30 protein-coding genes and 1 pseudogene are annotated in these 26,839 nt (G+C 46.2%); 11 read left to right on the top strand and 20 right to left on the bottom strand.

Going from position 1 to position 26,839, the window contains the following annotated elements; genetic code table 11:
- Window positions 1-16 precede the first annotated feature (16 nt).
- Complete coding sequence (locus LJ740_RS11445) at window positions 17-628, bottom strand: DUF998 domain-containing protein (RefSeq protein ID WP_229529226.1); 612 nt, start codon at window positions 626-628, stop codon at window positions 17-19.
- Between the two features lie 209 nt (window positions 629-837).
- On the opposite strand from LJ740_RS11445, the gene LJ740_RS11440 reads away from it, so the two are divergent.
- On the top strand, window positions 838-1,569 hold the full coding sequence (locus LJ740_RS11440) for a hypothetical protein (protein WP_229529225.1): 732 nt from the start codon (window positions 838-840) through the stop codon (window positions 1,567-1,569).
- A 97-nt stretch (window positions 1,570-1,666) separates the two neighbouring features.
- Here the strand turns inward: LJ740_RS11440 and LJ740_RS11435 are convergent, their stop codons facing one another.
- The 4 genes from LJ740_RS11435 to LJ740_RS11425 form a co-directional block, all read right to left on the bottom strand.
- The gene (locus tag LJ740_RS11435; protein ID WP_229529224.1) at window positions 1,667-1,987 is read right to left on the bottom strand and encodes a DMT family transporter; all 321 of its coding nucleotides are present in this window, start codon (window positions 1,985-1,987) and stop codon (window positions 1,667-1,669) included.
- 111 nt (window positions 1,988-2,098) lie between these two features.
- Window positions 2,099-2,818, bottom strand: coding sequence for a ZIP family metal transporter (locus tag LJ740_RS11430; protein ID WP_229529223.1), 720 nt, complete (start codon window positions 2,816-2,818; stop codon window positions 2,099-2,101).
- A 290-nt stretch (window positions 2,819-3,108) separates the two neighbouring features.
- Window positions 3,109-3,411: a type II toxin-antitoxin system RelE/ParE family toxin gene (locus tag LJ740_RS23455; RefSeq protein WP_407676416.1), complete on the bottom strand. Its 303-nt coding sequence runs from the start codon at window positions 3,409-3,411 to the stop codon at window positions 3,109-3,111.
- On the bottom strand, window positions 3,395-3,619 hold the full coding sequence (locus tag LJ740_RS11425) for an addiction module protein (RefSeq protein ID WP_229529222.1): 225 nt from the start codon (window positions 3,617-3,619) through the stop codon (window positions 3,395-3,397). The genes LJ740_RS23455 and LJ740_RS11425 overlap by 17 nt, the downstream gene beginning before the upstream one ends.
- A gap of 181 nt (window positions 3,620-3,800) precedes the next feature.
- Between LJ740_RS11425 and LJ740_RS11420 the strand changes: the two are divergent.
- Both LJ740_RS11420 and ltrA read left to right on the top strand, forming a co-directional pair.
- A pseudogene (locus LJ740_RS11420) lies at window positions 3,801-4,954 on the top strand (IS110 family RNA-guided transposase).
- A 932-nt stretch (window positions 4,955-5,886) separates the two neighbouring features.
- The gene (gene ltrA / locus LJ740_RS11415; protein WP_229529638.1) at window positions 5,887-7,200 is read left to right on the top strand and encodes a group II intron reverse transcriptase/maturase; all 1,314 of its coding nucleotides are present in this window, start codon (window positions 5,887-5,889) and stop codon (window positions 7,198-7,200) included.
- A 79-nt stretch (window positions 7,201-7,279) separates the two neighbouring features.
- On the opposite strand, the gene LJ740_RS11410 is transcribed toward ltrA, so the two are convergent.
- The 3 genes from LJ740_RS11410 to LJ740_RS11400 form a co-directional block, all read right to left on the bottom strand.
- On the bottom strand, window positions 7,280-7,546 hold the full coding sequence (locus LJ740_RS11410) for a DUF6953 family protein (protein WP_229529221.1): 267 nt from the start codon (window positions 7,544-7,546) through the stop codon (window positions 7,280-7,282).
- A complete protein-coding gene (locus tag LJ740_RS11405) occupies window positions 7,546-7,746 on the bottom strand; it encodes a YodC family protein (protein WP_229529220.1) in 201 nt (66 codons plus the stop codon). The genes LJ740_RS11410 and LJ740_RS11405 overlap by 1 nt, the downstream gene beginning before the upstream one ends.
- Before the next feature lie 185 nt (window positions 7,747-7,931).
- The gene (locus tag LJ740_RS11400) at window positions 7,932-8,309 is read right to left on the bottom strand and encodes a hypothetical protein (RefSeq protein ID WP_229529219.1); all 378 of its coding nucleotides are present in this window, start codon (window positions 8,307-8,309) and stop codon (window positions 7,932-7,934) included.
- A 232-nt stretch (window positions 8,310-8,541) separates the two neighbouring features.
- Here LJ740_RS11400 and LJ740_RS11395 point away from each other — a divergent pair, with 232 nt between their 5' ends.
- Entirely contained in the window at window positions 8,542-9,510 is a 969-nt protein-coding gene (locus LJ740_RS11395) for an integron integrase (RefSeq protein WP_229529218.1), read from the top strand.
- A gap of 18 nt (window positions 9,511-9,528) precedes the next feature.
- Here LJ740_RS11395 and LJ740_RS11390 read toward each other — a convergent pair whose 3' ends face one another.
- The 3 genes from LJ740_RS11390 to LJ740_RS11380 are packed head-to-tail and all read right to left on the bottom strand — an operon-like array spanning window position 9,529 to window position 14,289.
- Complete coding sequence (locus tag LJ740_RS11390; protein ID WP_229529217.1) at window positions 9,529-11,049, bottom strand: SpoVR family protein; 1,521 nt, start codon at window positions 11,047-11,049, stop codon at window positions 9,529-9,531.
- Window positions 11,049-12,338: a YeaH/YhbH family protein gene (locus LJ740_RS11385; protein WP_229529216.1), complete on the bottom strand. Its 1,290-nt coding sequence runs from the start codon at window positions 12,336-12,338 to the stop codon at window positions 11,049-11,051. The genes LJ740_RS11390 and LJ740_RS11385 overlap by 1 nt, the downstream gene beginning before the upstream one ends.
- Window positions 12,339-12,366: 28 nt before the next feature.
- Window positions 12,367-14,289 carry a PrkA family serine protein kinase gene (locus tag LJ740_RS11380; protein WP_229529215.1) on the bottom strand — a complete coding sequence of 641 codons (1,923 nt, stop codon included), beginning with the start codon at window positions 14,287-14,289 and terminating at the stop codon, window positions 12,367-12,369.
- Window positions 14,290-14,861: 572 nt separating this feature from the next.
- Between LJ740_RS11380 and LJ740_RS11375 the strand changes: the two genes are divergently transcribed.
- The 3 genes from LJ740_RS11375 to LJ740_RS11365 all read left to right on the top strand — a co-directional run bounded on the left by LJ740_RS11375 (window position 14,862) and on the right by LJ740_RS11365 (window position 16,451).
- Window positions 14,862-15,290, top strand: a complete 429-nt coding sequence (locus LJ740_RS11375; RefSeq protein ID WP_229529214.1) for a hypothetical protein — start codon at window positions 14,862-14,864, stop codon at window positions 15,288-15,290.
- A 240-nt stretch (window positions 15,291-15,530) separates the two neighbouring features.
- A complete protein-coding gene (locus tag LJ740_RS11370) occupies window positions 15,531-15,683 on the top strand; it encodes a hypothetical protein (protein ID WP_229529213.1) in 153 nt (50 codons plus the stop codon).
- 192 nt (window positions 15,684-15,875) lie between these two features.
- Window positions 15,876-16,451 carry an alpha/beta hydrolase family protein gene (locus LJ740_RS11365; RefSeq protein ID WP_229529212.1) on the top strand — a complete coding sequence of 192 codons (576 nt, stop codon included), beginning with the start codon at window positions 15,876-15,878 and terminating at the stop codon, window positions 16,449-16,451.
- Between the two features lie 58 nt (window positions 16,452-16,509).
- On the opposite strand, the gene LJ740_RS11360 is transcribed toward LJ740_RS11365, so the two are convergent.
- On the bottom strand, window positions 16,510-17,091 hold the full coding sequence (locus tag LJ740_RS11360) for a Fe-Mn family superoxide dismutase (protein WP_229529211.1): 582 nt from the start codon (window positions 17,089-17,091) through the stop codon (window positions 16,510-16,512).
- Window positions 17,092-17,356: 265 nt separating this feature from the next.
- Here LJ740_RS11360 and grxD point away from each other — a divergent pair, with 265 nt between their 5' ends.
- Window positions 17,357-17,698: a Grx4 family monothiol glutaredoxin gene (gene grxD, locus LJ740_RS11355; RefSeq protein WP_229529210.1), complete on the top strand. Its 342-nt coding sequence runs from the start codon at window positions 17,357-17,359 to the stop codon at window positions 17,696-17,698.
- Between the two features lie 130 nt (window positions 17,699-17,828).
- Here the strand turns inward: grxD and LJ740_RS11350 are convergent, their stop codons facing one another.
- Window positions 17,829-18,023 (bottom strand): (2Fe-2S)-binding protein, encoded by a 195-nt coding sequence (locus LJ740_RS11350; protein ID WP_229529209.1) that lies wholly within the window; start codon window positions 18,021-18,023, stop codon window positions 17,829-17,831.
- A gap of 372 nt (window positions 18,024-18,395) precedes the next feature.
- Here LJ740_RS11350 and LJ740_RS11345 point away from each other — a divergent pair, with 372 nt between their 5' ends.
- Complete coding sequence (locus LJ740_RS11345; RefSeq protein WP_229529208.1) at window positions 18,396-19,001, top strand: peroxiredoxin; 606 nt, start codon at window positions 18,396-18,398, stop codon at window positions 18,999-19,001.
- A 65-nt stretch (window positions 19,002-19,066) separates the two neighbouring features.
- Here the strand turns inward: LJ740_RS11345 and rnt are convergent, their stop codons facing one another.
- Window positions 19,067-19,690 (bottom strand): ribonuclease T, encoded by a 624-nt coding sequence (gene rnt, locus LJ740_RS11340; protein ID WP_229529207.1) that lies wholly within the window; start codon window positions 19,688-19,690, stop codon window positions 19,067-19,069.
- 293 nt (window positions 19,691-19,983) lie between these two features.
- Between rnt and LJ740_RS11335 the strand changes: the two genes are divergently transcribed.
- On the top strand, window positions 19,984-20,844 hold the full coding sequence (locus LJ740_RS11335; RefSeq protein WP_229529206.1) for a flagellar protein MotY: 861 nt from the start codon (window positions 19,984-19,986) through the stop codon (window positions 20,842-20,844).
- 49 nt (window positions 20,845-20,893) lie between these two features.
- Here LJ740_RS11335 and LJ740_RS11330 read toward each other — a convergent pair whose 3' ends face one another.
- The 6 genes from LJ740_RS11330 to gloA all read right to left on the bottom strand — a co-directional run bounded on the left by LJ740_RS11330 (window position 20,894) and on the right by gloA (window position 25,930).
- The gene (locus LJ740_RS11330; RefSeq protein ID WP_229529205.1) at window positions 20,894-22,192 is read right to left on the bottom strand and encodes a GntP family permease; all 1,299 of its coding nucleotides are present in this window, start codon (window positions 22,190-22,192) and stop codon (window positions 20,894-20,896) included.
- Window positions 22,193-22,347: 155 nt separating this feature from the next.
- Entirely contained in the window at window positions 22,348-22,860 is a 513-nt protein-coding gene (locus tag LJ740_RS11325) for a fused DSP-PTPase phosphatase/NAD kinase-like protein (protein ID WP_229529204.1), read from the bottom strand.
- Window positions 22,861-23,333: 473 nt separating this feature from the next.
- Entirely contained in the window at window positions 23,334-23,900 is a 567-nt protein-coding gene (locus LJ740_RS23500) for a chromate transporter (RefSeq protein WP_452605586.1), read from the bottom strand.
- On the bottom strand, window positions 23,845-24,498 hold the full coding sequence (locus LJ740_RS23495) for a chromate transporter (RefSeq protein WP_452605793.1): 654 nt from the start codon (window positions 24,496-24,498) through the stop codon (window positions 23,845-23,847). Before LJ740_RS23495 ends, LJ740_RS23500 begins: the two co-directional genes overlap by 56 nt.
- A gap of 3 nt (window positions 24,499-24,501) precedes the next feature.
- A complete protein-coding gene (gene glpQ, locus LJ740_RS11315) occupies window positions 24,502-25,497 on the bottom strand; it encodes a glycerophosphodiester phosphodiesterase (RefSeq protein WP_229529203.1) in 996 nt (331 codons plus the stop codon).
- Window positions 25,498-25,543: 46 nt separating this feature from the next.
- Window positions 25,544-25,930: a lactoylglutathione lyase gene (gene gloA, locus LJ740_RS11310; protein ID WP_229529202.1), complete on the bottom strand. Its 387-nt coding sequence runs from the start codon at window positions 25,928-25,930 to the stop codon at window positions 25,544-25,546.
- Window positions 25,931-26,294: 364 nt separating this feature from the next.
- On the opposite strand from gloA, the gene cspE reads away from it, so the two are divergent.
- Window positions 26,295-26,507 (top strand): transcription antiterminator/RNA stability regulator CspE, encoded by a 213-nt coding sequence (gene cspE, locus LJ740_RS11305; protein WP_229529201.1) that lies wholly within the window; start codon window positions 26,295-26,297, stop codon window positions 26,505-26,507.
- Window positions 26,508-26,839: the final 332 nt, after the last annotated feature.

Genomic DNA, 26,839 nt, shown 5'->3' with positions numbered 1-26,839 from the left:
CGCGATAGCCCACTATTTAACCGTCAGTATTGGCGTTGTTGAATAGCGGGTTATCTGGCTGGTTTCTCTGCAGAAGCCGGTAAGCAGCTACACCAAACCACCCCATAGTCGGTATAGCCCACAGACGCTGTACAAGTCCATTGAATTCAGCAGGGATAAACCCCGCGTAAATCAGCCAGAACATAAACACGTGCAAGCAGGTTATCGCCATACAAAGATATTCGAATTTTAATGAATGACAACGGTTTTTGAACTCCAGTGCGAAGGCGAGGGGCACAATTATCATAAAAATGGAAAGGTTATAAAGCAGGTGCAGCGGTGTCTCCAGTGTCCAGATACCTGCGCTGATCATACTCAATCCCAACAGCAAAGTTGACAGACTCGCCAGCGAAAAGCGGTTTGGAGAGGTGCGTGATATCGCACATGCAAAACCGCACATTGATAATCCAATAACGATATCCGCTGTGCGGTGAATAATGGCAAACACGGGCGCTTCCAGTGCAACATGGCTAATACTCTTGGCAAGAAAGTCGAAGCCGGGAATAATCACACCAATACCGATGTTGATGATTGATACAAGCCAAATCAGATGCGCTTGTTTTATCAGCCAGTAATCCAATTGTTTCATCAGTTTGTTTGTTTCCGAAATCTGGGTAATCACCCGAACAATGCCGTAGCGCGTCAAAATAACCAATCCCAATGAGCGAAGCAAGGGACACGCACGTTATTCACGTCGGTAACTCAGGATTCTGTAAAAAAAAACAGGGTTATAATTTTGACCAGCTCTCATTTTATGGTAATAATTCATCCATTAATGGGTGAAAAGTGAGCATTGTTATGTCTAATCGACCGGCCAATATCAGGCATCAGACTCCTGAGCAACGGGTGGATACCTACCGACGGGCCCAGGCGAAGAGTCTTGGAAACGAATACAGTCGTCGAAACGCTGAAAACGAAGTAAAGCGACAACAAAATCCATCTCCCGGATTGCAGCGACTGGCGAATCGCCGGGCTCCGTCACAAACCGTGTTAGTCGAAGCCCGGCAGGCCAAGTTTTCGCAACAATCCGTTACTGCAAATTTTTCAATGGGGCCCACGCATTCCCGCAACAATATCGACCAGATGGCCAACTCGATGCAGCAATCCGGGTTTGACAGACGCCACGGCAGTATGAAAGGAAGTCTGGTAAAAAATGAAATGGTATCCCATGACAACAGGCGTTTGGTAGCCGCAAAAACCGCCGACATATGGGTACCCATGAAACTGGAACACCCGTCTGTTCAGAACATCGACATGAGTAGTCAGGAAAAATCAGCCAGCAGTGCCCAGCGTCCGGGAAATACTGTAAACAACTTCCTGATTGAGCGAACTTCGCCCTCCAAACGTGAACCCGCCGATCCACAAACCGCACAACGCGGCTATTCTCAGGGATTTGATCAGGTGCATATAAAATCAGGTTTTGCCTATGAAGGGGGCGCCAGTAATAAATCTCAGGGTATGAAACAGCGACGCAAAGTTGCCGAGGATGCCCTTATTGGGCGTCATCAAAGCATTGCCGGAAAGCGTTAGTAAGCGTATTGAGACAATTGTTCTCAAGACCGGCAAGACCTGAAATAGTCGTGCGCCAGGCGCACGACTAAAGCCAATGTCAGCCTGATGATGGTTGTCAGCCGGGCGAGGCTATTTTTAAACCAACTATCCCCACTAATATCAATAACAAGCTTATTATTTTGATTAGCGACAATGATTCATTAAGCACAACTACACCAAAAATAACGGCGCCCACCATACCAATGCCTACCCAAACGGCATAAGCCACACTGAGTGGTAAAGTGCGTAATGCAATACTTAAAAAATAAATACTCGCAGCCATTGCGATAATTGTCAGAACAGACGGCAGGGGTTTGCTGAAACCATCGGTATATTTAAGGCCCACAGCCCAACCCATTTCCAGTAACCCGGCAAGCAAAAGAATTAACCAGCTCATAGCAACACCTTGTAATGGGGTCGTCCCCGCCAGTTAAAGGATTCAAAGGGTCGTCCCTAAGAATTACGCGAAAAGATAGCACGCACCAATTCTGTTGGCAATGCTCTGGATTTACGTAGGGGCAAGTACCATATTGCCCACCAAACCAAGTAAAAAGCCCGCAACCGCACCTAATGCTGGTATGCCACCGTTGACCGCCTTTGATTCAGGTGCAACGTCCTGAAATACCAGATAGAGGATACCGGCTCCTGCAAACAGCATTATACCTGCCACAAATTCATGGGCATCAGCGAGCAAAAAATAGCCGGTTAATGCGCAAAGTGGGCCGACAATCGCCAGGCAGAAAAAGGCACCCAGCACCTTATTCCCGGATAGGTTTGCCGAGTCGACTAATTCTTCGTAAGCGTTAAAGCCTTCCGGTAAATTTTGTAAAACCATTAATAATGCCAGGATTAAACCTGTGCTCTCACCCACCGCAAATGCCGCCCCAAGCGCAATAGCCTCGGGAATAAAGTCTGACAGCATAGCGGCCAGTTGACCTGCAGAGCTTTTTAACTTGCTCAGCGCGCTATCCAGAAAGTAAAAGACAATACCACCACAGGCAAAACACAAAACAGCGGGTAAAACCGACAGTTTTTTCGCACCTTCGGGGACCAGAACCAGAGCAACGGCTGAGATCAGCGCACCTCCGCCAAAAGCAACAATAAACTGCCTTGCCTGGCGGGTAAGAAACGCGGGGTGGAGCAAGTCAAGACGTGCCAGCAAAGCTCCTGCGGGCATCGCCGCACCGGCGAAAAGTGATAGCAGCACGACATTGAGGTACTCTGGCATAAGTTTTCTTTTTAACCGCCTTGATTTCGTATTAGCTCTTTTAAAGTGAGAGATTTCCAATTTCCACAAAAAGACAAGCTGGTACCTATAGCATCACCGTAATTGTATGAACCAATAATTCCAACAGACTCGAAGTAATCATTATTAATCACTACTTCCGATACAACAAATCCATCCACTAGCATGTATTCCATATTCATCAGTTGATCGTTTCAAAGTGAAGCCCGCACAAAAGGCCATTTAGGAGTAAGGTTTATACTTGGAATAGTTGGTGAAGCGAACGCTATTTGTTAGCCCCCGAGCCTGTCGATCCAGTATTCAGGTTTACGATGTAGATTCGCTACAGCTATGATAACTATTGAGTTATTGTTTACAGTATAAATTAAACCGAATGGAAAGTTGTGAAGTAAACACCTTCTCGTTCTCTTAGTGATCTTCTGCCAAGAAGTGGGATGTGATAAAACGCGTTGAAGTCCAGCATTTACCTCTGAAATGAACCGAGTGCCCAGACCTACAAGCTGAGATTCGTAATATTCGAATGCGTCATCTAGCTCCAGTTGAGCAAGTTTTGTGAATTCAACCTTTTTTGGCATACTTTCCCAACACATCCTTGGCTGGAATTGTTTCTAAAACCCCTGAATTTAGAGCATCTACTCTAGATTCAACTTCTTTAGCCCAAATATTCTCAAACTCAGTGGTTGGTGCATCCAAACTTTTTAAGAGGCTTTCTACAAGTTCTATTCGAGCCTCAGAGGGAAGTGACAAAGCTGCATTAGTAATATCAGATTGTTGATTTTTCATTGAATACCCACTAACTGAATAGATTTGCTAAAGATACCACTCTTCAGAAAAAGTACAAAATTAGAGTGAGGGGCTAGACACAATGACTCCTTTTGAAAGTGCTAGCCTCCGCATTTTCGTGGGTTAGCTTTCACCAGAGCCATAATTAGTTTGTTCAAGACTAAATCATTTGGAGGCTAGCATGAACAAACATAGCATAATTTTTTTAGCGCTGGATACCCATAAAGAATTCCATGAAGTCGCCTATTGCGAAGAACAACGAGGGGCAAACCCAGTGCATTATGGGAGCATTCCCTCATCAAAATTGAGTGTTAAAAAGCTCATTCGACAATTTGAATCAAAATATCCCAGAGCGACAATCCATGTTGTTTATGAAGCTGGCCCCTGTGGTTATTGGATTTATCGCCTCATTACCAGTTTAGGCCACTGCTGTTATGTGGTCGCCCCTTCACTTATCCCTAAAAAGCCTGGTGAGCGAATTAAGACCGACCGGCGTGATGCGCTGAAACTGGTTAAGTTACTCAAATCCGAAGATCTGACACCCATTTACGTCCCTGAGCCTGAAGATGAAGCCGTCAGAGATTTATCTCGAGCCAGAGAAGCTGCAATGAAGGATTTAAAGGAAGCCAAATACCAACTTAAATCCCTGTTATTACGCAACAACATAAATTATGCCGGAACAGCCAACTGGTCTAAAAACACTTGAGATGGCTCACCGAACTTATCCTCCCTCATCCGGCACAACAGATTGTTTTGCAGGAACAATTACACACTATTGATGAGCGCATCAGAAGGCTTGAACGATTAGATAATGAACTCACCCATCATGTGCATCAGTGGCGTTACTATCCTGTCGTAAAAGCGATTCAGGCTATGCGAGGAGTAAGGCTGTTAGTGGCCGTTGGTGTTATTGCTGAGTTAGGGGACTTAAGCCGCTTCAATCATCCCAGAAAGTTGATGGCCTATCTGGGGCTGGTTCCAGGTGAACATTCATCAGGAGGGAAGAGGCATGTGGGTGCCATTACCAAATGTGGTAATGGTCGGGCCCGTCGATTGTTGATTGAAGGCGCACATAGTTATCGATATCCGGCGAATGTATCAATCCAGTTGCAGGTACGCCAGGAAGGGCTTCCCAAAGACATTGTCGATATTGCCTGGAAGGCACAACTCCGACTATGCAAGCGCTATCAACGAATGAGCAAAAAAGGGAAACACCACAATCTCATTATCGCTGCCATTGCCAGAGAAATGGCAGCCTATATCTGGGCTATTGCCAAAGAAGTGGTACTGACACCTGTCAACCCTAAATTACGACTAAGTCGAGTACCCGCATGAGTTTTAGTTTTGAGCAAACGCATTCGGATCAGGCCGCGGAAAGTGGCACAACCTACGAGGGCGTTATGATGGCAGTAACTTAACGTTATTGATCCACGAGCATAGACTGATGAGAAGGTGTCACGGCGGAACAAGTAAGGTCAGCTCTGCTTATTCAGCGAATAAGTAATCTACGGATACCAGCATGACAACCGACGACATTACTGCCTCATTCGGTGCGTTAGCTCATTTAATTTGTGAAAAAATAAGCTAATTATGGGCCGAGAAAATGCCAAGGAAGCGCTCGGTTCTGATTGACAAAAGGAGTCATACCAACGCCTTTGTAACGGGCCGTGTTGCTGCGAAGCAGCGCTTTTAGCGGTCCAGCCCGAAGGGCGATCGTTGACAAACTTGTGTACGCCCAGCATGGGCATGAACTAATGAGGTGAAAGTCCTCTGTAGGAAAGTCACCGTTGTTTAACTCAGGTTATTCAACGCTAACTACTAGCGAATGGCAAGGGCTAAATTGTGAAGTTTAGTCTGGAGGAAGCCGCTAGCAAATTTGCGAACTGATGAACAAGAACATCATATGAGGCGTAGGCTGGAGGTGAGCTGGCACAAGACAGCGAAACCACGTGACTTTACGGCCACCGTAAATGATGCAGCAGTGCAAAGACAGTTCATGCTCTTATCTGGGGAGGTCTGCTTAACAGGCGATCGGTAATTTACCAGTGAGGCTCTGGTATACAAGTGCCTTGGCGCAGAGGAATTGCATCAGCCACTGCGAGCAAATCGGATGCAAACCGATAGCGTCGTCACAGGTAACTGTGACGATGATTAAGCAGAAGTCAGCAGACGGTATAGTAGCCAAATGCCCATCGTAATGGGTGGGACACGGTGAAGGCCTGAACATTTAGAATAAAGGAGGAGCCTTATTGAATCTGAATACACGAATGCCGACCGGTAGTGACGTGACTCAGCGTATTGATGAACAGCCAGCCTTTAGGGCAGATCTACTTGAACTCGCTCTGCAGCCAGCCAATATCTTAGCGGCATGGAAACGAGTTCGAGCCAATAAGGGAGCCGCTGGCATCGATGGGATGACCATTGATGACTTCCCGGCCTGGGCAAAAGATGGCAACTGGAAACGTATAATGTCTGAGCTTCGCTCAGGCCAATACCAACCATCACCTGTTCGACGCGTGGAGATTGATAAACCCGATGGTAGTAAACGCCAATTGGGTATCCCGACCATCGTTGACCGCGTGATCCAGCAAGCCATTGCCCAGGTGTTAACGCCCGTTTTCGATTCCACCTTCTCAGACAACAGCTTTGGGTTCAGGCCACACCGAAACGGGCAACAGGCGGTGAAACAGGTCCGAGACATTATCAAAACGGGACGCCGTTTTGCTGTGGATGTCGACCTGTCAAAATTCTTTGACCGTGTTAATCATGATTTACTCATGACGTGCCTTGGCTACAAAGTGAAGGACAAGCGTCTGCTTAAACTGATAAAACGTTACCTGCGAGCTGGGGTTATCGATAACCAGCTTTACAGTGAGAGCCGGGAAGGTGTGCCACAGGAAGGACCATTGTCCCCCTTACTGGCTAACATCATGCTCGACCCTTTGGACAAAGAGCTTGAGAAGCGAGGCCACCAGTTTGCCCGTTATGCAGATGACTTCACCATTCTGGTGAGAAGTCCGCGTGCGGGTAAACGTGTCCTGAACAGTATCAGCAGATACCTCAGTCACCGTCTGAAATTGGTCGTAAACACGACTAAAAGCCACACCGTTAAAGCCAGTAAAAGCAAATTCCTTGGGTTCACATTCAAGGCTGGTCGCATTCAATGGCACCCCAGAACCTTGCTGAATTTTAAGCAGCAGGTCAGAAGGCTAACGAACCGCAACTGGGGCGTGTCGATGCGCTACCAACTCTCAAAGCTCAGCCAATACCTACGAGGCTGGATCAACTACTTTGGCATCGCCAACTGCTATCAACAATGCGTCGAGCTGGATCACTGGATCAGGCGCAGAGTTAGAATGGCTTACTGGCGACAGTGGCGCAAGCCCCGAACCAAGGTTAGAAATCTGATGAGACGAGGTGTGCATGTTCGAGCCGCAGTGGCGTGTGGTATCACCAGCAAAGGACCATGGCGCAGTGCCAAATCCCCGGGGATCAATCAAGCCTTATCACTTGAATACTTAAAATCCGAAGGGCTTTATTCGCTACGAGATGGTTGGATAGCGCTTCACTATCCTGAATGAAACGCCCTGTGCGGAGCCGCATGCAGGGTGTTGTGGGGGCTGGAGGTTAGAGACCTCCGGCTACCCGATTAGGCCCTGGTTAACCCCTTGCATCTCTGCTTTCTTCATCTTCTGGAACTCGAAACCGCCAGTATTTTTCGGGACGAACCCAAACAACATCTGTTTCGTTTAATTTTCTAAACTCGTTTAGAATTTTACGTCCTAAAACCAAGTTACCATCTGCATTTTCACGCAGTAACTCTTCTGCTTGCTGTTTGATGACATAATCTACGACATCATCTTGATATAAACAGTCGCTGGCTACGAGTTCAGATTGCATCCAGTTTGCAACAGATTTAGCGTCCATTACTCAGATGTTTCCACTTTCAAAAGGGACTCTTCGGGGAACACTCCATTGTCGAGCTTTTTACCTGCAAACCACTGGCAACGATAATTTCCCTTGAATTCATCGTAGCCATTTATCATGACTTCTTTTACCGCCATATCAGGCCCGCCAGACTTTAATTTTACAATATCACCAACTTGATAAATTGCCGTTCTGCTCATAAATACCTCCTATGCCAAATATTGAGCGACTTTCTCTATATTGGGCTTTTCCTGAAGATTTAAAGTGTACTGAAAACCTGATGAAAGAGCCTAACGGCCGCAATAAACGGCGAAAATTTATTGGCTATAATGCCTGAGGGACGAAGGTGAGCCAATGGATTTTTGTCCGGGATTAATTGCATTTGTTAGTTGCCATTACTTATAACTACAGGTGCAACTTGCTCATTAGCGAACTGAACAGCGGTTGCGGCAATAACTAGGAAAACGGCAATGCATGAACAATATTGGCTGGCTTTTTTGTAGTATTGCTCGTTATTGCGCTTGTCGTAATGATCAACAATGGTAATAAACAGATTTATTGCCCCAATTGCAGCAGCAAAAATAAACAACGTCAGCGCATTTCCGGTATAAGTGACACCCTCAGATGCCCCTTTACCCGGCAAATGAAAAGAACCTCCTGTCCAAGCAAAAACCGCTAAAGCAACAAGCCCGGTACCCCAAACAAAATTAAAGATTCGAGTGCTTTTGGGAATATGATTTGGGGTATATTCTTCGGTTTTCATACTGGCAACTAACATTTTTATCGACGACAAATGTCCAACAATATCGAGACATTTGTCGTTTTTTCACATCGATACACTTTAAGCGCAATTTTCCCCCTGTAAACTCAACAGCTTAGGTTCGGGCGTTTTTTCCGGTTGGAGGAAAACGACAAATGTCGTCTATCAAAAGAAATTTGACAAAGTAGAGGTGCTGTATAAATATACAGGTGTTCAGGGTAATAAAAATAGCCTAATGAAATCATTATTTTTGTCGGTAGTTAAGGACCATTTGCTTTCAAGACGATATTCGATGCGAACTATTCAGGCATATTTGTATTGGATCGCTGACTTTATCCGCATTAACAATATGCAGCATCCAGCAAAAATGGGGGATGCGGAAGTTGAAAGCTACCTTGAATATTTAGTTTTGAACAAAAATGTCGCTGCTGCGACGCAAAAAACAGCGCTGAATGCTTTGGTATATTTATACAAGCATATTGTCGAAGTACCCCTGAACGCGGAATTAAATTTCATACGGAGTAAACAATCTGCAAAGTTGCCTGTAGTACTAACCAGAGATGAAATTAAACGATTACTGCGCGCTGCCCCTGTGAATTATCTGCTGCATTTATCTATCTTGTATGGTAGTGGATTGCGACTACAGGAGTTGCTGCGGTTAAGAGTGGGAGATATTGATTTTGACTACCGGTGTATTCGTGTATGGAATGGTAAAGGTGGGAAAAACCGCGTTGTAACACTCGACGAAAGTTTATTTGCGCAATTACGTGCCCAGATTGATTTGTGTAATACCCACCTTAAACAAGACTTGTTGGATGAGCGCTTTGCCGGTGCCTGGATGCCGAACCGGCTGGAACAGAAATATGGTTCACTGAATAAGTCGCTTAGCTGGCAGTACCTGTTCGGTGCTGGACAGCTGAGTGTTGATCCGCAATCGGGAATGTTTCGTCGTCATCATATAAACGCAAAACAGATCCAACGGGCAGTAAAGCAGGCGCGAGAAAACGCTCAGATAATAAAACATGTAACACCCCACACTTTACGGCATTCGTTTGCGACTCACTTGTTGCAAAGCGGGGCCGACATCCGAACCGTACAGGCTCAATTGGGTCACTCAGACATCCGAACTACTCAAATTTATACCCATGTTATACAGCAAGGCGGCAATGGGGTGGTGAGCCCGTTAAGCCACCTTGATATTTAATATCAAAGGCTTGTTGTATTATTCAGCCGGACATCTTTCCAATACATAGGGGACATTGTTGTCTTCGTCCACTTCCAGAATGACCGGGAACCCCCACAAGCGATGCAGATGTTTTATCACCTCTTTGCTGGATTTGGCCAGCGGTATACTGTTTTGTGGTATGTAGCGCAATGTCAGCGAACGGTCACCGCGGATATCAGCGTTATACACCTGGATGTTGGGTTCTAAGTTGCTCAGATTGTATTGAGCAGAAAGCTTTTCTCTGATGTTCCGGTAACCTGATTCATTGTGAATAGCGGATACCGTCAGGAAGTTTTCCCGCTCGTCGTCTTCAATAGCGAAAAACTTAAATTCCCGCATCATACGCGGCGATAAAAACTGACTGATAAAGCTCTCGTCTTTAAAGTTTTTCATGGCGAAATGCACCGTTTCCAGCCAGTCGCTGCCAGCAAATTCTGGAAACCACTCTTTATCCTCATCGGTCGGGTCGGTACAAATTCGCTTAATATCCATGAACATATTAAAACCCAGTGCATAGGGGTTAATGCCACTGTAATAAGGGCTGTTGTATTCAGGTTGCAACACTACGCCGGTGTGACTGGTCAAAAACTCCATAATAAAGCGATCGGTGACTTTGCCTTCATCGTAAAGGTGATTGAGGATATGGTAATGCCAAAAGCAGGCCCAGCCTTCGTTCATCACCTGGGTTTGTTTTTGCGGATAAAAATACTGAGAGACTTTACGCACAATGCGCACCAGTTCCCGCTGCCAGGGCTCTAATAGTGGCGCGCTTTTTTCAATAAAATACAGAATGTTTTCCTGTGGCTCCTGCGGAAAACGTCTTTCCTGAGGCAATTTACCTTGTTCCCCTTTGGGCACGGTGCGCCACAGTTCGTTAACTTGCGATTGCAGATAATTTTCCCGTTCTTTCTGGCGTTCTTTTTCCTCCTGGATGGAGATTTTTTGCGGGCGTTTGTAACGGTCCACACCGTAATTCATCAGGGCGTGACAGGAGTCCAGAATGTTTTCAACTTCAGTAATACCATAGCGCTGTTCGCACTTGGCCACATAGTTTTTGGCGAACACCAGGTAATCAATGATGGAGCTGGCATCTGTCCAGGTCTGAAACAGGTAGTTGCCCTTGAAAAACGAGTTGTGACCGTAGCAGGCGTGAGCCATAACCAGCGCCTGCATGGTAATGGTATTCTCTTCCATCAGATATGAAATACAGGGGTCGGAGTTAATGACTATTTCGTAAGCCAGGCCCATCTGACCACGACGGTAATGTTGTTCAGTGGATATAAACTTTTTGCCGTAAGACCAGTGACTGTAATTGATGGGCATACCGACACTGGCATAAGCATCCATCATTTGCTCGGCAGTGATGATTTCAATCTGATTGGGATAAATGTCCAGACCATAGTGTTTAGCGACGCGGTCAATTTCAGTTTCGTATTGTTCAAGGAGCTCAAAGCTCCAGTCTGGGCCATCGCTTAACGGTTTGACCCCTCTTTTACGTTTGGGTGGAGATACTGCCACTAAGCAACTCCTTGTGGCCTGGCCACATTTTTACGGAATAACTCCCGGAAAACCGGATAAATATCTTCGACACTCTGAATGTGTTTTATGGCGAAGTGATCGCGTACTTCGGCAATTTTCTGGTATTCCCGCCACAAGCTCTGATGTTGCCGTTCGGTGATTTCGATATAGGCGTAATAGCGAACGGCCGGTAAAATGCGCTGCAGCAACAGGTCTGAGCAAAGTGGGGAATCATCAGCCCAGTTATCGCCGTCCGACGCCTGAGCGGCATAGATATTCCACTCTTTTGCGTCGTAGCGATCCCGCACGATTTCATCCATTAGTTTCAGGGCGCTGGAAACTATCGTTCCGCCGGTTTCCTGAGAGTAGAAAAACTCCTGCTCGTCCACTTCCTTGGCCTGGGTGTGGTGGCGAATATAAACCACTTCAACGTTTTTGTAGGTTCGGGTCAAAAACAGGTACAACAAGATGTAAAAGCGTTTGGCAATATCCTTAGTGGCCTGGTCCATCGAGCCAGACACGTCCATGAGACAAAACATCACAGCTTTACTGGTTGGTTTGGGGCGTTTTTCATAATTGCGAAAACGCAAATCAAAGGTATCAATAAAGGGCACCCGCGCGATGGCCTTTTTCAACTCTGCGATTTCTTTTTCCAGCTCGATGATGCGCAACTGATGATCGTGTTTATCCGCCTTGAGTTCAGCCAGTTCCGCTTCCAGTGCCTTGAGGCGTTTTTTCTTGCCTGAGGTCAGAGCAATCCGTCGCGCTAATGAGCCTTTCAGGCTGCGCACAATGTCCAGGTTGGCTGGAACGCCATCGGTCTGATAGCCCGCGCGATAGGTTTCGTACTGCACCAGTTTATCTAACTGGTTCTTCTGTAAATTAGGCAGTTCCAGTTCTTCAAACAACAGATCCAGATATTCGTCTTTGGAAATTTCAAAGACGAACTCGTCCTGGCCCTCACCTTCATTACTGGCGTCACCTTCACCGGCGCCGCCTTTTCCGCCACCGCCCGGTGGGCGTTTAATGCGATCACCGGTGGTAAACTGGTCATTACCAGGGTGAACCTGTTCTCGTCGGCCACCTTTCCCGGTGTGAAATACGGGTTCGGAAATATCACGAGTGGGAATACTCACTTCTTCGCCTGAGTCAACATCCGTGACACTGCGCTTGCTGATAGAATCAGACACCGCCTCTTTAATTTGTTGTTTGTAGCGCCGGATAAAGCGCTGTCGGTTAACAGTGCTTTTACCTTTGCTGTTAAGACGTCGATCTATAAAATGCGCCATAGCCGCTCCTGTAATGCTGATAGGGGCGTTAAGAGGATTTTCTGACTCTCAGATACCACTCGCACAGCAGACGCACTTGCTTTTGTGTATAACCTTTTTCCTGCATTCGTTTGACAAAATCGTCGTGTTTTTTCTGGTCTTCCGCTGAACTTTTGGTGTTAAAGGAAATCACCGGCAGCAAATCTTCTGTGTTTGAGAACATTTTCTTCTCGATAACAGTGCGTAGCTTTTCATAACTGGTCCAGGCCGGGTTTTTGCCGTTTTTATTGGCTTTGGCTCGCAGCACAAAATTGACAATTTCGTTCCGAAAATCTTTAGGATTGCTGATGCCAGCGGGTTTTTCAATTTTCTCCAACTCGGCATTCAGCGCTTCACGGTCGAACAGCTGTCCGGTTTCCGGGTCCCGGTATTCCTGATCCTGAATCCAGAAATCGGCATAAATCACGTAGCGATCAAACAAGTTCTGGCCGTATTCAGAATAGGACTCCAGATAAGCGGTTTGAATTTCTTTGCCAATAAACTCTACGTATTTGGGGATCAGGTAACCCTTCAGAAATTCTTTGTAGCGCTCTTCCTGATCAGTGGGAAACTGCTCCCGCTCAATTTGACGTTCCAGTACATAAAACAAATGCACCGGATTAGCTGCGACCTCAAGGTGATCAAAGTTAAATACTCGGGAGAGTATCTTGAAGGCGAAGCGCGTAGAAAGACCTTCCATGCCTTCATCGACACCGGCGTAATCCCGATATTCCTGGTAGGATTTGGCTTTGGGATCGGTGTCTTTCAGGCTTTCACCGTCGTAAACCCGCATCTTGGAGTAAATATTGGAGTTTTCGGGTTCTTTCAGGCGCGACAGTACGCTGAACTGGGCCAGGGTTTCCAGTGTGCCCGGGGCACAAGGCGCTTTGGTCAGCTCGCTGCTTTGAAGTAATTTTTCGTAAATCTTTATCTCTTCAGAGATCCGCAGGCAATAGGGCACTTTGACAATATAAACTCTGTCCAAAAAGGCTTCGTTGTTCTTATTGTTGCGGAAGGTTTGCCATTCCGATTCATTGGAGTGGGCCAGTATCAGGCCATCAAAGGGCAGGGCCGAAAATCCTTCGGTGGGATTATAGTTACCTTCCTGAGTGGCGGTCAGCAAGGGATGCAGCACCTTGATGGGAGCTTTAAACATCTCTACAAATTCCATCAGACCCTGATTGGCCTTACACAATGAACCCGAATAGCTGTAGGCATCCGGGTCATTTTGGGCGAATTCTTCCAGGCGGCGAATATCTACCTTGCCTACCAGTGCGGAGATATCCTGGTTGTTTTCATCACCAGGTTCGGTCTTGGCGATGCCCATTTGGTCAAGAATTGAGGGAAACAGCTTAACCACCTTAAACTTGCTGATATCGCCGTTGAACTCGTGCAAGCGTTTGCGCGCCCAGGGCGACATGATGGGTTTCAGATAACGCTGAGGAATACCGTATTCACGCTGTAAAAGCTCGCCGTCTTCATGGGCATCGAACAGGCACAAAGGGCTGTCGTTTACCGGACTGCCTTTGATGGCATAAATGGGCACTTTTTGCATCAATTCTTTGAGTTTTTCAGCCAACGAGGATTTGCCACCACCCACAGGGCCTAACAGGTAGAGAATTTGTTTTTTCTCTTCCAGACCCTGAGCTGCATGGCGCAGATAAGAGACGATTTGTTCGATGGCGTCTTCCATGCCATAAAAATCTGCAAATGCCGGATATCGGGAGATCACCCGGTTGGAGAAAATTCGGCTCAGCGCAGGTGTTTGTGACGTATCAATCAGTTCAGCTTCGCCGATTGCCTGCAACAGACGCTCGGCGGCATTGGCATAGGCTGACTTGTCTTTTTTACAAAGTTCAAGGTACTCCTGAATGCTGAATTCTTCTTCTTTGTGAGCTTCGTACCTTTGTTGATAATGTTCGAAAATTCCCATGAAAAAACCCCCAACATGGCAAGCCTGAAAAGGCTAGATTTAGATAGCGCTTCTAGAGCGTGTAGACTTTTGCGGTACAATTTTGCATACAGGCGCTGCCCGAAGTGATCGTCATATAAGCGCTTTACCCTTTGTCACAGTCCTTTGACTCAGAGCCACCAGGTCTGTAGGACTGTTCCGCGATTAAAGCGCTTATACCTGGAACAAATTTCGTACCACAAAGGTCAACACGCTCTCTAATCTTAGACCCTAAAAATCGTTAATGTGTTGCACCTTTAGATTAAATTTAGCTAAGAAAACCAGTAACAAATTGTTTTAGGATATCAATATGTTGTAGCGTTCCGTTTCAATTTGAAAATAGTTAAACCGGACACTTTCAGCATAGTATCAATTGGCAAGATTGCCATGTTTTCAGCAAGGATTTATTCACCAGATTACCCGGCAAAGATGGCGGCGGTGAAAAAATTTTACAATTTATACTGTGGCAATATTTGCTCGCCAGCTTGGCTGTAAGGGCGATGGCTGTTATTTTGTGAGTCTACTGTAACGCATTATTATTAAAGGGAATTTAAATGAATAAGTACCTCATATCTGGATTGTTGCTCGCGCTTGTTAGTGCCTGTAACACCGCACAATCAGCCATACCTGAGAATTCAGGCGCCACAGAGTCTGCCAGTAATTTTCCCTTGCAAGTGCCTCTGGAGCCAGCGGGATATCATACGGATGCGATTACCTTGGTGGATAAGGCTTTACCATTTGCGAACCTGCAAGAGTGGCTGGTAGAGGTAAAAAAGAACTTCAGAAACGAGAAAGTGGTCAATGGTTTTAAGAGAGACCTTGGTAACGGAGCAACTGACCGTTTGCTTGCCAATACCGAAAGTCACTGGATTGCTTATCAGTCAGATGGCCTGAAAATTTCTGGAGTTATGGCGTATCCTAAAAACTGGCAGGGCGGTAAGCTGCCGGTAGTTATGTATACCCAAATCACCTCAAGATGCTAGCTTTCAGCGTGAGATAAAAAACGTTTAGACAAGTAAAAATGACGTAGGCATGGTTGTTCTCACGTCAAGTCATTTTAATGCAGTATAAACGTTTTTTAGCCACGCCCTTCGGGAGCAACACAGCACTTCCATTACTGTGTTGCATGTGTTTGAAAGGTAGCCGACATTCCTTCTCACATGCGCCTTGTACTGAAAGCGCTGTGATAGCTCTGAAACAGTATCTTGAGGTGATTTGGGTATATGAATCGCGGCGGTAATTTCAGGCAAAATGTTAGCCGTGTTTTACTGGTGAAGAGGTTGTTACCCATCGCAGAACAGGGCTACCTGGTACTGGCCAGTAATTATCGGGGCTCCCGATACAGCGAGGATATACCAATCAGTAATAATATGTGATCGCTCAGCGTTAGTCTCTTAGCCATGAGGTCGCGACGCGCGAGTGAAGGAATACTGGTGGTCTTTCGAGTCTCGCGCAACAAAGAGATCATGGCTATGAGCAACGTCGAAGATGGGTTTGAAACGCATTTATGCTGCTTTAGATGTTTTTGATTTAGCCCCACTAGACCTGCAAACATCTGCCTTGCCTAAATGCGTTTCAATTCCCACCGAGTAGATCACATATTATTACTGATTGGTATTAGGGATGAATTCGGTGGAGAGGACGTCAATGATGTTTTGCGCCTGATTGAAATCGCCAAAACCATTCCCAATGCGGATGCCAGTAAAATCGCCTTATATGGTTGGAGTCGCGGGGCCATGATGACCTGGCAAGCCCTGCGCCAAAATACTCAGGATATCAGCGCCGCCATCGTAGGGGCCGGAGTTGTGGATATGGCACCGGAACTGCAGCGCAGACCAGAAATGGACAAACTAATGCATTCAATGATCCCCGATTTTGCGGAAAACCGCGAGAGCCAGTTGAAAAAGCGCTCTGCGATAAACTGGATGCAGGAACTGAATAATGAGGTACCTGTGTTAATACTGCATGGGGACATGGACTGGCGCGTGGACGTGACCCAATCACAGATGGCTTCACAGCGTTTGACCGAATTGCAGCATTCACATGAGCTGGTGGTTTATCCGGGTGGGGATCACAGTCTTTCCAAACATCAGGAAGACGTGCAACGCCGGGTTCTGGGGTTTTTAGAAGCAAATTTACGCTAAACGGCAAATAAAAAGCCCGCTGGATCAGCGGGCCTTAATCGGGTCTTTTACTTAGGAATTAAGCAAAATTGTTAGACGCAAATTCCCAGTTTACCAACGCCCAGAAAGCTTCCATGTACTTAGGACGCAGGTTGCGGTAGTCAATGTAGTAAGCGTGTTCCCACAGATCCACAGTTATCAGCGGAGTTACACCTTCTTCAGTTAATGGGGTCGCCGCGTTGCTGGTGTTAACGATGTCTAAACCACCGTCAGCGGTTTTAACTAACCAGGTCCAACTGGAACCAAAGTTGTTAACGGCTTTGTCGTTAAGCGCAGCTTTAAACTCATCAAAAGAACCCCATTTGGCGTTGATGGCGTCGGCCAATGCACCAGTCGGTTCGCCACCACCATTTGGACTTAAGCTGTTCCAGTAAAAAGTGTGGTTCCAGATCTGAGCTGCGTTGTTGAATACACCGCCAGAAGAGGTTTTTACGATCTCTTCTAAAGATTTGCCAGCCATATCTGTACCTTCAACTAAACCATTTAGCTTAGTTACGTATGTGGCATGGTGTTTACCGTAGTGAAAGTCCAGGGTTTCTGCAGAGATGTGTGGTTCAAGAGCATTTTTTTCATAAGGTAATGCGGGTAATTCAAACGCCATAATGATCTCCAAGTAATCGGCTAATGAGTTTGTGAAGCACAATCCTAGTCCTTAAATCGCAGGATGAAAAGACACTGTGCCTTTTTTCTTAAAAAGAAAACGTTTATCTATTTCAGTTCCGATATATAGGTACGTATTAAAATATTTAAACCAGTCAGCACAAAATTCGTTATTAAAAGCAGGTTGCTAAGCGGTTCGGATCTTGAAAAAATACAAATTACCGCAATTATGATTGCATCAGTAACGCAATTTACAGGACCTGAAGATGGAAACCCTAGATAAAATTAAGCAGCAAATCGCTGAAAACCCAATCCTTTTGTATATGAAAGGTTCGCCTAAGTTACCCAGCTGTGGTTTTTCTTCGCAGGCGGCGCAAATCATGATGAGTTGTGGTGAGCAGTTTGCTTATGTTGATATCCTGCAAAATCCTGATATTCGCGCAGAGCTGCCCAAATACGCAGAGTGGCCAACATTTCCGCAGCTGTGGATCGAAGGTGAATTAATAGGTGGTAGTGATATCTTGTTGGAAATGTATCAGCAGGGAGAGTTGCAACCCCTGATAAAAGCGGCTGCGGAACGCGCAAACGCCGCAGGCGACAACGCCTAAATCCCAACACCAAAAACACCGAAAGCTGCTTTACTCTGAGCAGCTTTTTTGTTTCTGAAATATATAGAGATAAACGTCGCTGAAAACCAAAATTAATTTCAAAGTCTTTGGCCCTTTGAAATTTACAGGGTTAGCAAACTTCTTTGAAAAGTGATTCGTCGATGATGGTACTGTCGATGATTTGCTGTGTTAACTGCGTGCATTTACCGCACTGATTAGCAATTGCCATGTGGGCGCGAAGATCACGGATGTTGCCAACACCTTGTTCGGTGACAGCTTGTTTTATATCTTTGTCTGTAATGGCGTTACAAAGACACACGTACATCTATGGCTTCCTGTGGTTAAATATGAAACAAATTTAATGTTTGGGTAAGTTTGAAGTTGAAAATCGTTCTCACTTGCCGTTACAAATGATAATAATTGTTATTTATAATATTGCAAGCATTTGTTGATGCATTTTTACTGTTGGCCAGCACAAAACCTGGTCCATTTTGGAATGAATTCAGTACAGGCAGTTGCCCGCGGATTAGAATAAGGATGATGTTTTCAGTGAGTGATTAGATTATTTGAATCATTTGATTGAATTAATAGATTGGTTTTTACTGAATTGTCCTTATATCCTTGCCGTATTCGAATTTTATTCGCCACTGGCTCCGGTTGGTGGGGAAGTTTAAGTTAACTATCATTGGAGAATATAATGAGTGTATTAGTTGGTCGTCCCGCTCCTGATTTCACTGCTGCAGCAGTACTGGGTAATGGTGAAATTGTTGACGAATTCAATCTTGCAGACGCGATTAAAGGCAAAGCTGCGGTTGTTTTCTTCTATCCGTTAGACTTTACCTTTGTATGTCCTTCTGAGTTGATCGCGTTTGATCACCGTTACGAAGAGTTCCAAAAGCGTGGTGTTGAAGTGATCGGTGTGTCTATCGATTCGCAATTCACTCACAACGCGTGGCGTAACACTGCCGAGAAAGACGGCGGTATTGGCCAGGTTAAATACACCCTGGTTGCTGACGTTAAGCACGAAATTTGTCAGGCGTATGATGTTGAGCATCCAGAAGCTGGTGTGGCTTTCCGTGGTTCTTTCTTAATCGACAAAGAAGGTGTTGTTCGTCACCAGGTTGTTAACGATCTGCCTCTGGGTCGTAACATCGACGAAATGCTACGCATGGTTGACGCGCTGAACTTCCACGAAGAGCACGGTGAAGTATGTCCTGCTGGTTGGTCTGAAGGTAAAAAAGGTATGGACGCAAGCCCTGCAGGCGTTGCTGCTTACCTGTCTGAGAATGCTGAAGGCCTGTAAGGCGCAGTGTTCCCGAATAGCAAAAACCCGGCATCAGCCGGGTTTTTTAATGCCGATATAACCTGTTAAAGTGGCCAACCACCCAGGTGTTTAACCCGATTTACCAGTTTGCAAAATAGCTGCGCGGTTTTTTCGGCATCGTAGAGCGCTGAATGCGCTTCATCCTGATCAAAAGCAATACCTGCTTCTTCACACGCCTTAACTAACACTGTCTGACCATATATCAGTGCTGCCAGGCTGGTGGTATCAAAAGACACAAAAGGATGAAAAGGACTGCGTTTAATACTTTGTCTTTCGGTCGCTGCATTTAAAAAGCTCATATCAAAGGCGGCGTTGTGGGCCACCATCACGCACCGCTGACAGTCGGCATCTTTTTGATGCTTGCGTATTTCCTTAAACATTTCTTTCAATGCATATTCTTCGGTAACCGCACCGCGTAAAGCGCAATGGGGATCAATACCATTAAAGTCTAACGCTGATTTTTCGAGGTTAGCACCGGCAAACGGCTCTACATGAAAATGAATGGTTTTATCTATCGATAAAAAGCCCTCATAATTCATTTTTAGCGTGACGGCAGCTATTTCTAAAAGTGCATCTGTCTGAGCATTAAATCCCGCCGTTTCGATATCTACCACAACCGGGAAATAACCTCTGAAACGCTCGTTTATGGCGTGTCCATCATCCTGCATACAAATCCTAACTGAAACCTCAGGCCGAAAAACCTCGATTATTGCAGGCTTGGCAGGAGTTATCCATGATTAATCGAATTGTTGCTTTTATTCGCTAACATTTTGTGCAATCCACATCATGCACTGATAAACTAAAAAGGCTGGATGGTGTTCCGGGTCATTACCCATGAGACAACAGCATTAATGTTCAACCTTTTTTTAATGTGGTCGATACAGGCATTGGAGAGAGCAGAAACTGTGCTTCTGTTTGTGACTGTAATAAAAAAGAAGAGAATCAATAGAACGAGGCAATAATGAAAAAGTTATTGGCACTATTATTAATTATCCCGCTATTGGCTCAGGCCAATTTGCGTCAGTACAAGGCCGATGTGGAAGAGTCCGTGTGGTTCAACGAGGAGCCAAATCGCCTGCAGTGTACGCTTAATCACCAAATTCCCGGTTACGGTACAGCCTCTTTTACCAGCGCTGCCAGTAAGTTACTGAATATGGAATTCAATCTGGACATGTTGCGCTTGCCCAAAAATTATGGTGTCGCGGTAGTGTATTCAGTACCGCCGAAATGGATGCCCGGCCTGATGCATAAAAACATCGCGGATATGACCATCAGAAAACAATTTGACGGTGATTTACCGGAGCAGGCCGCCTGGACAATGCTTTCCGAGTTGGAGAAAGGCTTTTGGCCAACACTGTATTACCAGGACTGGTATAGCCAATATGACAAAATCGCTGTTGCGTTAAATGCCAGTAACTTCCACGAACCTTATGAGCAGTTCGTACACTGTGTGTCTAATCTGTTGCCCTACAGTTTTGATGACATTAAATATACAGTGCTTACCTATAAGTTTGGTGGCTCGGATCTGACCAAAGCATCAAAACGCAAGTTGGATATGATTGGGGCTTACTTACAGGAAGACCCTGACCTGGAGCTGGTGCTCCTGGATGGTTACACCGACAGTTATGGTGGCAAGTCGAAGAACCTTGAGGTATCCGAGCAACGGGCCAATGCGATTAAAACCTATTTTGTTGGAATGGGGGTTAATCCTGAGCGTATCGATATTACCGGTCACGGAGAGCGACGCCATGCTTCTCCCAATACTACCGCCAATGCCAGAGCTAAAAACCGCAGAGTTGTGATACGAATGCAAAAAGCCTAGTATTAAACCAGTTACGCCAGGGCCGCTTTTAACGCGGCCTTTTTTAGTTTCAAAAAACGCTAAACAGCAACACTGCCAGCATTAAACCTACCATGGGGATTACCACCGTTAACGCTGCCACGGGCCAGTATGCCTGCTGGTGGGTTTCATGACAGATGGCACGGATAGTTGTAACGATGTAACCGTTGTGGGGCAGGGTATCGATAGCGCCCGAGGAAATGGAGACAATGCGGTGCAATTGCTCAGGGTTAACGCCCTGCTCAAGGTAGTGAGGCCCCAAAAGGGGCATAGCAATAGCCTGCCCACCGGAGGCGGAACCGGTTAAACCGGCAATTACACTGACGGCAACCGCGGCTCCCAATAGTTCGTTGCCGGGCAGACTGGTCATAACCGCCACGGCGGATTCAAATGCCGGCGTGACTTTGGCAACAGAACCAAAGCCCACTACCGCGGCGGTGTTGCCGATGGCCAGCAATGCGCCTATGGTACCCTGATTTACCGCCGCTGAAATATCCTTAAAGCGCTTGTGGTGTATCAACACCAGGGTTAATACACCGCCCCCCAGCGCGACGATTAAAGCCAGTTGCTGTAATGATTTATGAAACATAAAAGAGAGTGTAAGGACCACAAACAGCGGCAACAAACTCAACCAGAAATTGGGTAAATCCTGATGTTGTGACAGGTCCGGATCGATGTCTCTGGCCTCAAACTTTTCACCATTGGCCACCGCTTTCGCAATCATGCGATTGATCCAGTAAAACCCCCATATTGCCATAAACAGCGATACCACCAGACTCACCTCCCAGGCGGCAAAGGGGGAAGTGCCCAGGTATTTAATGGGGATCCAGTTCTGAATTTCCGGTGAGCCTGCACTGGTCATGGTGAATGTTACTGAGCCAAAGGCCAGTGCTGCCGGGATAAATCGCCTGGGTAAATTGGCGTCTTTAAACAAGCTAAGGGCCATGGGATAAACAGAAAAGGCCACCACGAATACACTGACACCGCCGTAAGTTAAAACGGCGCAGGCCAGCACCACTGCGGCGACGGCGTGCTTCTTACCTAATTTACCAATAATGGTATGGGCGATAGCATCTGCAGCGCCTGTGTCTTCCATGAATTTGCCAAACAAGGCGCCTAACAGAAACATAAAAAACCAGGCGGCAACGAAGCCTGAAAAGCCATTCATATAGCTACTGACAAAATTGTCATCACCCAGAAATACCGGCATACCAGAACAAAGCGCTACAACCAGGGCACACAGCGGCGCTGCGATAAACAGATTGAAGCCGCGAATTGTCAGGAAAATTAACAGGGCCAATCCACCAAACAGGCCAATAAAGCTCAGCATAGGGAATATCTATTGTTTTTCTCTTAGTGTGCGAAATTCGAAGCGGCTTGTCAGCCTTTGGCAGGAAGAAATTTTACAATAATTTAACAGAATGAAGTCTGGGGAAGTTTACAGCGGGTAAACTTCCCTGAGTTGTTTTGATGCCGAATTTAGAGCTACTGAGCCGTCATCAGCGTTTCGACATAGCTTTTCAGCGATGTCAGTCCGGCTTCTTCACCAATTTTCAGGGCTTCTGCTGCAGACTTTCCATCATTCCAGTAGGCATCCAGGGCAAACAGAGCGCCAACCCGGTTGCCGCTGCCACAATGTAAAAAGACATCCTGTTGGTGTTCGGTCAATGCCGCTTTAAAGCGTTCCACATTTTCACGGGTTAGTGCGGCTTTAGAGTCGATAGGGATATGTAAATAATCCATGCCTAACTGTTCTGTATACCTGGCTTCATCAAATTCAGTGAACTCACCTTCACCACGAAAATTAATAACCGTGGTAATGCCCTGCTGCTTTAGTGCTGCCAGATTTTCCTTATCTGGCTGTCCACCGGTGAGCACCTTGCCGGGCAACGTTTTCAGGTTTTTGATAGCTGATGGTGCTGTCTCCTGATTCGCCAGGACAGTACGGCACAGTAGCAGCGTGATCATCAGCGTGGTGAGTTTTGAGGGTAAGTTCATAGCATTGACCTTTTGATAAGGAAACCTGTCATCAGTGTAGACGAGCATTGCATCGCTGAACACCAGAAATTTTACTCAAGTAATTTTGTGCCTTTGCCGATAGCTTAAGAACATAAGAGCAATGCCAAACAGTTGAGAGAAAACAATGCATATCACTAAGAAAAGCGAGTAAGGCCCATTCGACATTTTTCGTAAACTTATCTTTGTAGGTTGCAATTCTATTGGCTTTGGCGCGGCCGCTTATCTGATATTCCTCGCTTTTCTGACTGCGCAAACCGGTTCCGGATTCTGAGCCTTTTATCCAGTGCCTGAATTGTGCCAACGGAGCTGGTTCAGGCAGCTGAAAAATCGATATTTACGCCAGGCCAGATGCAACGAAAAAGCATGCCTTTGCAGAAGTCGCCTTTACAGAAAATCGTCCTGATAGAAATTGTCACTCGGATGAAAGCCTACCTGCAATTACTGTGATGCCTCTAGGTGAAAATCGCCCCCGCCAGGACATAAAGGCTTACCAGCAGTAAGATGGGAACCCGTAGTGATCTGAGTAACCAGAATCCCAGTAAAACCAGCACCATATCCAGGCCATTGCCCACTGCACTGATAAAAACAGGCTGGTACAGGGCGCTAAGTAAAAGTCCGGTGACACAGGCATTAACGCCCGCAATTGTGCCTTGCAGGCGGATGTTGGCTGCCATCGACTGCCAGGCATTGAGTAAACCAACCAGTAGCAGAAATCCCGGCAAAAAAATCATCAATGTCGCAATGAGCGAGGCGATTACCGGTGCCTGCGGCAGGGAGTGATAACCGAGCCAGGTGGCCATAGTGAACATTGGACCAGGAACCGCCTGGGCGGCTGCATATCCGGATAAGAACAGGTCGTTACTGATACTTGCCGCCAACATGTTTTGCAGCATAGGTAACACCACATGACCACCGCCGAATACGAGGCTGCCTGCGCTGTAAAAGTAATTGGCCAATGCCAGTTCAGGAGACAGTTGTGCGACAAAGGGCAGGCCAAAAAGTAAGGCAAAGAACAGCACCAGGGGGGGGCATCTTCGGTTTGGCTACTTTGGGTTTACTCATGCTAACGTCGTCGGGCACGGGTGTATATTGCTCCGATAACAGCAGTAATCCCATAATGGCACTGGCCAGTAACAACAGCATTTGCACCAATAATGAAGGCAGCAAAATGCAGGCACAGGCGGTCAATGCGCAAAGGGTTTGTGTGATTTTGCGCTGGCAAAAACTGCGAAACATACCTAAGGTCGCATCGGCCACTACCACCACAGCTAATAGTTTTAGCCCGTGAATAATGCCCTGATAGATGGGCTCACCACTGAGGCTTGCACCAAAGCTGGCCAGTAGTAACATCAGAACGACTGAGGGACTGGTAAAGGCAACAAATGCTGCAATGCCGCCCCAAATTCCAGACATGCGATAGCCAATGGCAAAGCCGGTTTGACTGGAGCCTGGGCCGGGCAAAAACTGAGACAGGGCAACAATCTGGGCGTATTCCTTGTCGCTAAGCCACTGTAAATCATCAACAAACCGTTTTTTGAAATAGCCGAGGTGTGCCGCTGGCCCGCCAAAGCTGATACAACCCAAAATAAAAAACTGTTTAATGACGGCAACCAGCATCACTTATCGCTGCTCCTGAGCCTGATTAAAGCGCACCACAACATCGGTAAAATCAGTAAAAATACCATCTACTTTAAGTTGATGGGTCAACGCCTTTAACAGCATCTCTGAGGTTATGCCTTCAGGCAAAGCATCGCGACGGAATGTGTAAGGATGCACCAAAAGCCCCGCATTTTGTGCTTGTTCAGCATAACCGGTACTGAGGTATTGGCCATTTTTCAGCGACAATACCTGCGGAATCCAGGGGCCAATTCCCTCTGCAAATGTGGCAATTTCAGCCAGTCCTTGTGTGGTTTTCAGGTAGTTGTAATCGGTGTCTGATTCTTGCCAGTCGTTCTCTGCGATAAGCTGAATCAAAGGGGCTTTGAGTCCCAACTGCTGGCGTAATCGCTTGCTGTGTTTGAGGTCAAAACACTGCACAAACAGGTTAGCCTGAGGGTGGTTGAGTTGATATTGCGCCAGGGTTTCCACCAGTACCTTTGCGATATCCTGCCCCTGTTGCAGGTGCCATTGCGGTGCTTTGATTTCGATGTACCATCCGGTATTTTCTCCGGTTTGCCGGTTGAGTTGCTGAATAAGGTTAAGGTGTTCATCAAGTGTGGCGATTTGAAAGTCAGTATCTCCCTGAAATCGGGTGGGGTAGATCGGATTTTGGTGCCGGTCTGTACGCTCATTTACCTGCAGTGTTTTTAACTCTACTAGATTGAAGTCGATAGCGTAATAGCGACCATCATCGCGCTTTCTGTCGGGAAATGCCTGTGCGACATTTGTCGTGGTATCGATGTGGATATCATGTAATACCACCAGGTGACCATCTTTACTCAGGACCAGGTCCTGCTCGATATAATCGGCGTTTTGCATGTAGGCCATCACCAGCGCTTCATTGGTGTGTTCTGGTAAATAGCCAGATGCGCCACGGTGAGCGATAACCACCGGTGACGCTGAGATAAATTGTGAAAATAATAGTGTCAGAAATACAAGATAAGCCGGATAACCCATGGACATTCCTCCCATGCTGGCGGTTTAGCGTGTCATCCCGGGGGAGTTAGCTGTTTTCCTGAATGAGTTCAATGGCGTAGCCGTCAGGGTCGCGAACAAAAGCAATAACGGTGCTGCCACCTTTGACCGGACCGGCTTCGCGATACACATCACCACCGCGGGATTTTATCTCGTCACACAGGGCATAGATATCGTCTACGCCAAAGGCGACATGTCCATAGGCATTGCCCATGTCATAACTGTCGGTGTCCCAGTTCCAGGTGAGCTCTAATACTGCCTGTTCGGATTCATCAGCATACCCCACAAATGCCAGGGTATAGCGGTATTCGGTGTTTTCACTTTGACGCAGCAACTTCATGCCCATCACCTGAGTATAAAACTGGATGGACCTTTCAAGGTTAGCCACGCGTAACATGGTATGTAACATTCTCATAAAAATTCCTTTGTATGCTGGACGTTTGATGGCTCGGAATACGTCCCCGCAAGCATAATGAAGCAAAGCTCAGAATCAAGAATTAATTGGTACTGAAACAATTCTTTCATCAAGTGTGTTTTAATAACAATCGGAAATAGTAAAAAAGATATTTATAACTATTTAACTAGACACTGGTCAGTAAAGTCTGTATTGTGGCCGGGCTTTAGATTGTAAATCTTCTCTACTACTGCGCTGTACCCTCTTTAATTTTCTTTTTAATCCAAAGGCTTTTATCGATATACATGCTTTATTAGCCGGATCGTTTCTATCGCTTCATCGGTGTTTTGCACCAAATATACAAATTTTTAGAAAGGTAAATATTATGTCTAATTCAGTAACTGGCGTAGTTAAATGGTTTAATGAAGATAAAGGCTTTGGCTTTTTAACACCGAGTGATGGCGGCAAGGACGTTTTCGTTCATTTTCGCTCAATTGCTTCTGAAGGGTTTAAAACTCTGATTGAAGGTCAGCGCGTTAAGTTTAATGTTGAGCAGGGACAAAAAGGCCCTCAAGCCACCAACGTTGTGGTTGACTAAACCAGCTCGTAAGCTTTTCTAAAGGCCGAAATCTCACCGGCCTTTATTCTCTTCCCTAACCAAAATCCAATTTCCATAGCGACAGAATGGCAGGTCCTTGCCAGTTCTTAATGCTATCGACAGTTATTCCAGGAATTAATTAATGTCATTTTCATACCAAGGGCTGCAATGCAGTGCCTGCCCACCCATTGCATCCATTTCTATAAATAAATGCAATGTGGTTTTCACTGATCAGCAAACTCAGCAAAGGTTACAGTTTGAAAACAATTTACAAACCAAAATGTTCGTCAACTGGTTGTTGAGCTTAGCTAATCCCCAAAACTAACAGTGCC

This window comes from Planctobacterium marinum (assembly GCF_020687805.1).
Classification (GTDB): Bacteria; Pseudomonadota; Gammaproteobacteria; order Enterobacterales; family Alteromonadaceae; genus Planctobacterium; species Planctobacterium marinum.
Note: the sequence above shows the minus strand (reverse complement) of the source record. Positions and strands in the feature narration are given on the sequence as shown.

Bases quoted from the DNA above. Each gene is read 5' to 3' on its own strand.
- LJ740_RS11370 (WP_229529213.1), top strand. From the start codon at position 15,531: ATGAATCGCGGCGGTAATTTCAGGCAAAATGTTAGCCGTGTTTTACTG.
- cspE (WP_229529201.1), top strand. From the start codon at position 26,295: ATGTCTAATTCAGTAACTGGCGTAGTTAAATGGTTTAATGAAGATAAA.
- rnt (WP_229529207.1), bottom strand. From the start codon at position 19,690: ATGCAGGATGATGGACACGCCATAAACGAGCGTTTCAGAGGTTATTTC.
- LJ740_RS23455 (WP_407676416.1), bottom strand. From the start codon at position 3,411: ATGCCAAAAAAGGTTGAATTCACAAAACTTGCTCAACTGGAGCTAGAT.
- LJ740_RS11440 (WP_229529225.1), top strand. From the start codon at position 838: ATGTCTAATCGACCGGCCAATATCAGGCATCAGACTCCTGAGCAACGG.
- LJ740_RS11330 (WP_229529205.1), bottom strand. From the start codon at position 22,192: ATGCTGAGCTTTATTGGCCTGTTTGGTGGATTGGCCCTGTTAATTTTC.
- LJ740_RS11410 (WP_229529221.1), bottom strand. From the start codon at position 7,546: ATGGACGCTAAATCTGTTGCAAACTGGATGCAATCTGAACTCGTAGCC.
- LJ740_RS11325 (WP_229529204.1), bottom strand. From the start codon at position 22,860: ATGAACTTACCCTCAAAACTCACCACGCTGATGATCACGCTGCTACTG.
- ltrA (WP_229529638.1), top strand. From the start codon at position 5,887: ATGCCGACCGGTAGTGACGTGACTCAGCGTATTGATGAACAGCCAGCC.
- LJ740_RS11430 (WP_229529223.1), bottom strand. From the start codon at position 2,818: ATGCCAGAGTACCTCAATGTCGTGCTGCTATCACTTTTCGCCGGTGCG.
- LJ740_RS11400 (WP_229529219.1), bottom strand. From the start codon at position 8,309: ATGAAAACCGAAGAATATACCCCAAATCATATTCCCAAAAGCACTCGA.
- glpQ (WP_229529203.1), bottom strand. From the start codon at position 25,497: ATGGGTTATCCGGCTTATCTTGTATTTCTGACACTATTATTTTCACAA.
- LJ740_RS11350 (WP_229529209.1), bottom strand. From the start codon at position 18,023: ATGTACGTGTGTCTTTGTAACGCCATTACAGACAAAGATATAAAACAA.
- LJ740_RS11375 (WP_229529214.1), top strand. From the start codon at position 14,862: ATGAATAAGTACCTCATATCTGGATTGTTGCTCGCGCTTGTTAGTGCC.
- grxD (WP_229529210.1), top strand. From the start codon at position 17,357: ATGGAAACCCTAGATAAAATTAAGCAGCAAATCGCTGAAAACCCAATC.
- gloA (WP_229529202.1), bottom strand. From the start codon at position 25,930: ATGAGAATGTTACATACCATGTTACGCGTGGCTAACCTTGAAAGGTCC.
- LJ740_RS23495 (WP_452605793.1), bottom strand. From the start codon at position 24,498: ATGCTGGTTGCCGTCATTAAACAGTTTTTTATTTTGGGTTGTATCAGC.
- LJ740_RS11435 (WP_229529224.1), bottom strand. From the start codon at position 1,987: ATGAGCTGGTTAATTCTTTTGCTTGCCGGGTTACTGGAAATGGGTTGG.
- LJ740_RS11445 (WP_229529226.1), bottom strand. From the start codon at position 628: ATGAAACAATTGGATTACTGGCTGATAAAACAAGCGCATCTGATTTGG.
- LJ740_RS11335 (WP_229529206.1), top strand. From the start codon at position 19,984: ATGAAAAAGTTATTGGCACTATTATTAATTATCCCGCTATTGGCTCAG.
- LJ740_RS11380 (WP_229529215.1), bottom strand. From the start codon at position 14,289: ATGGGAATTTTCGAACATTATCAACAAAGGTACGAAGCTCACAAAGAA.
- LJ740_RS11365 (WP_229529212.1), top strand. From the start codon at position 15,876: ATGCGTTTCAATTCCCACCGAGTAGATCACATATTATTACTGATTGGT.
- LJ740_RS11385 (WP_229529216.1), bottom strand. From the start codon at position 12,338: ATGGCGCATTTTATAGATCGACGTCTTAACAGCAAAGGTAAAAGCACT.
- LJ740_RS11360 (WP_229529211.1), bottom strand. From the start codon at position 17,091: ATGGCGTTTGAATTACCCGCATTACCTTATGAAAAAAATGCTCTTGAA.
- LJ740_RS11405 (WP_229529220.1), bottom strand. From the start codon at position 7,746: ATGAGCAGAACGGCAATTTATCAAGTTGGTGATATTGTAAAATTAAAG.
- LJ740_RS11425 (WP_229529222.1), bottom strand. From the start codon at position 3,619: ATGAAAAATCAACAATCTGATATTACTAATGCAGCTTTGTCACTTCCC.
- LJ740_RS11345 (WP_229529208.1), top strand. From the start codon at position 18,396: ATGAGTGTATTAGTTGGTCGTCCCGCTCCTGATTTCACTGCTGCAGCA.
- LJ740_RS11395 (WP_229529218.1), top strand. From the start codon at position 8,542: ATGAAATCATTATTTTTGTCGGTAGTTAAGGACCATTTGCTTTCAAGA.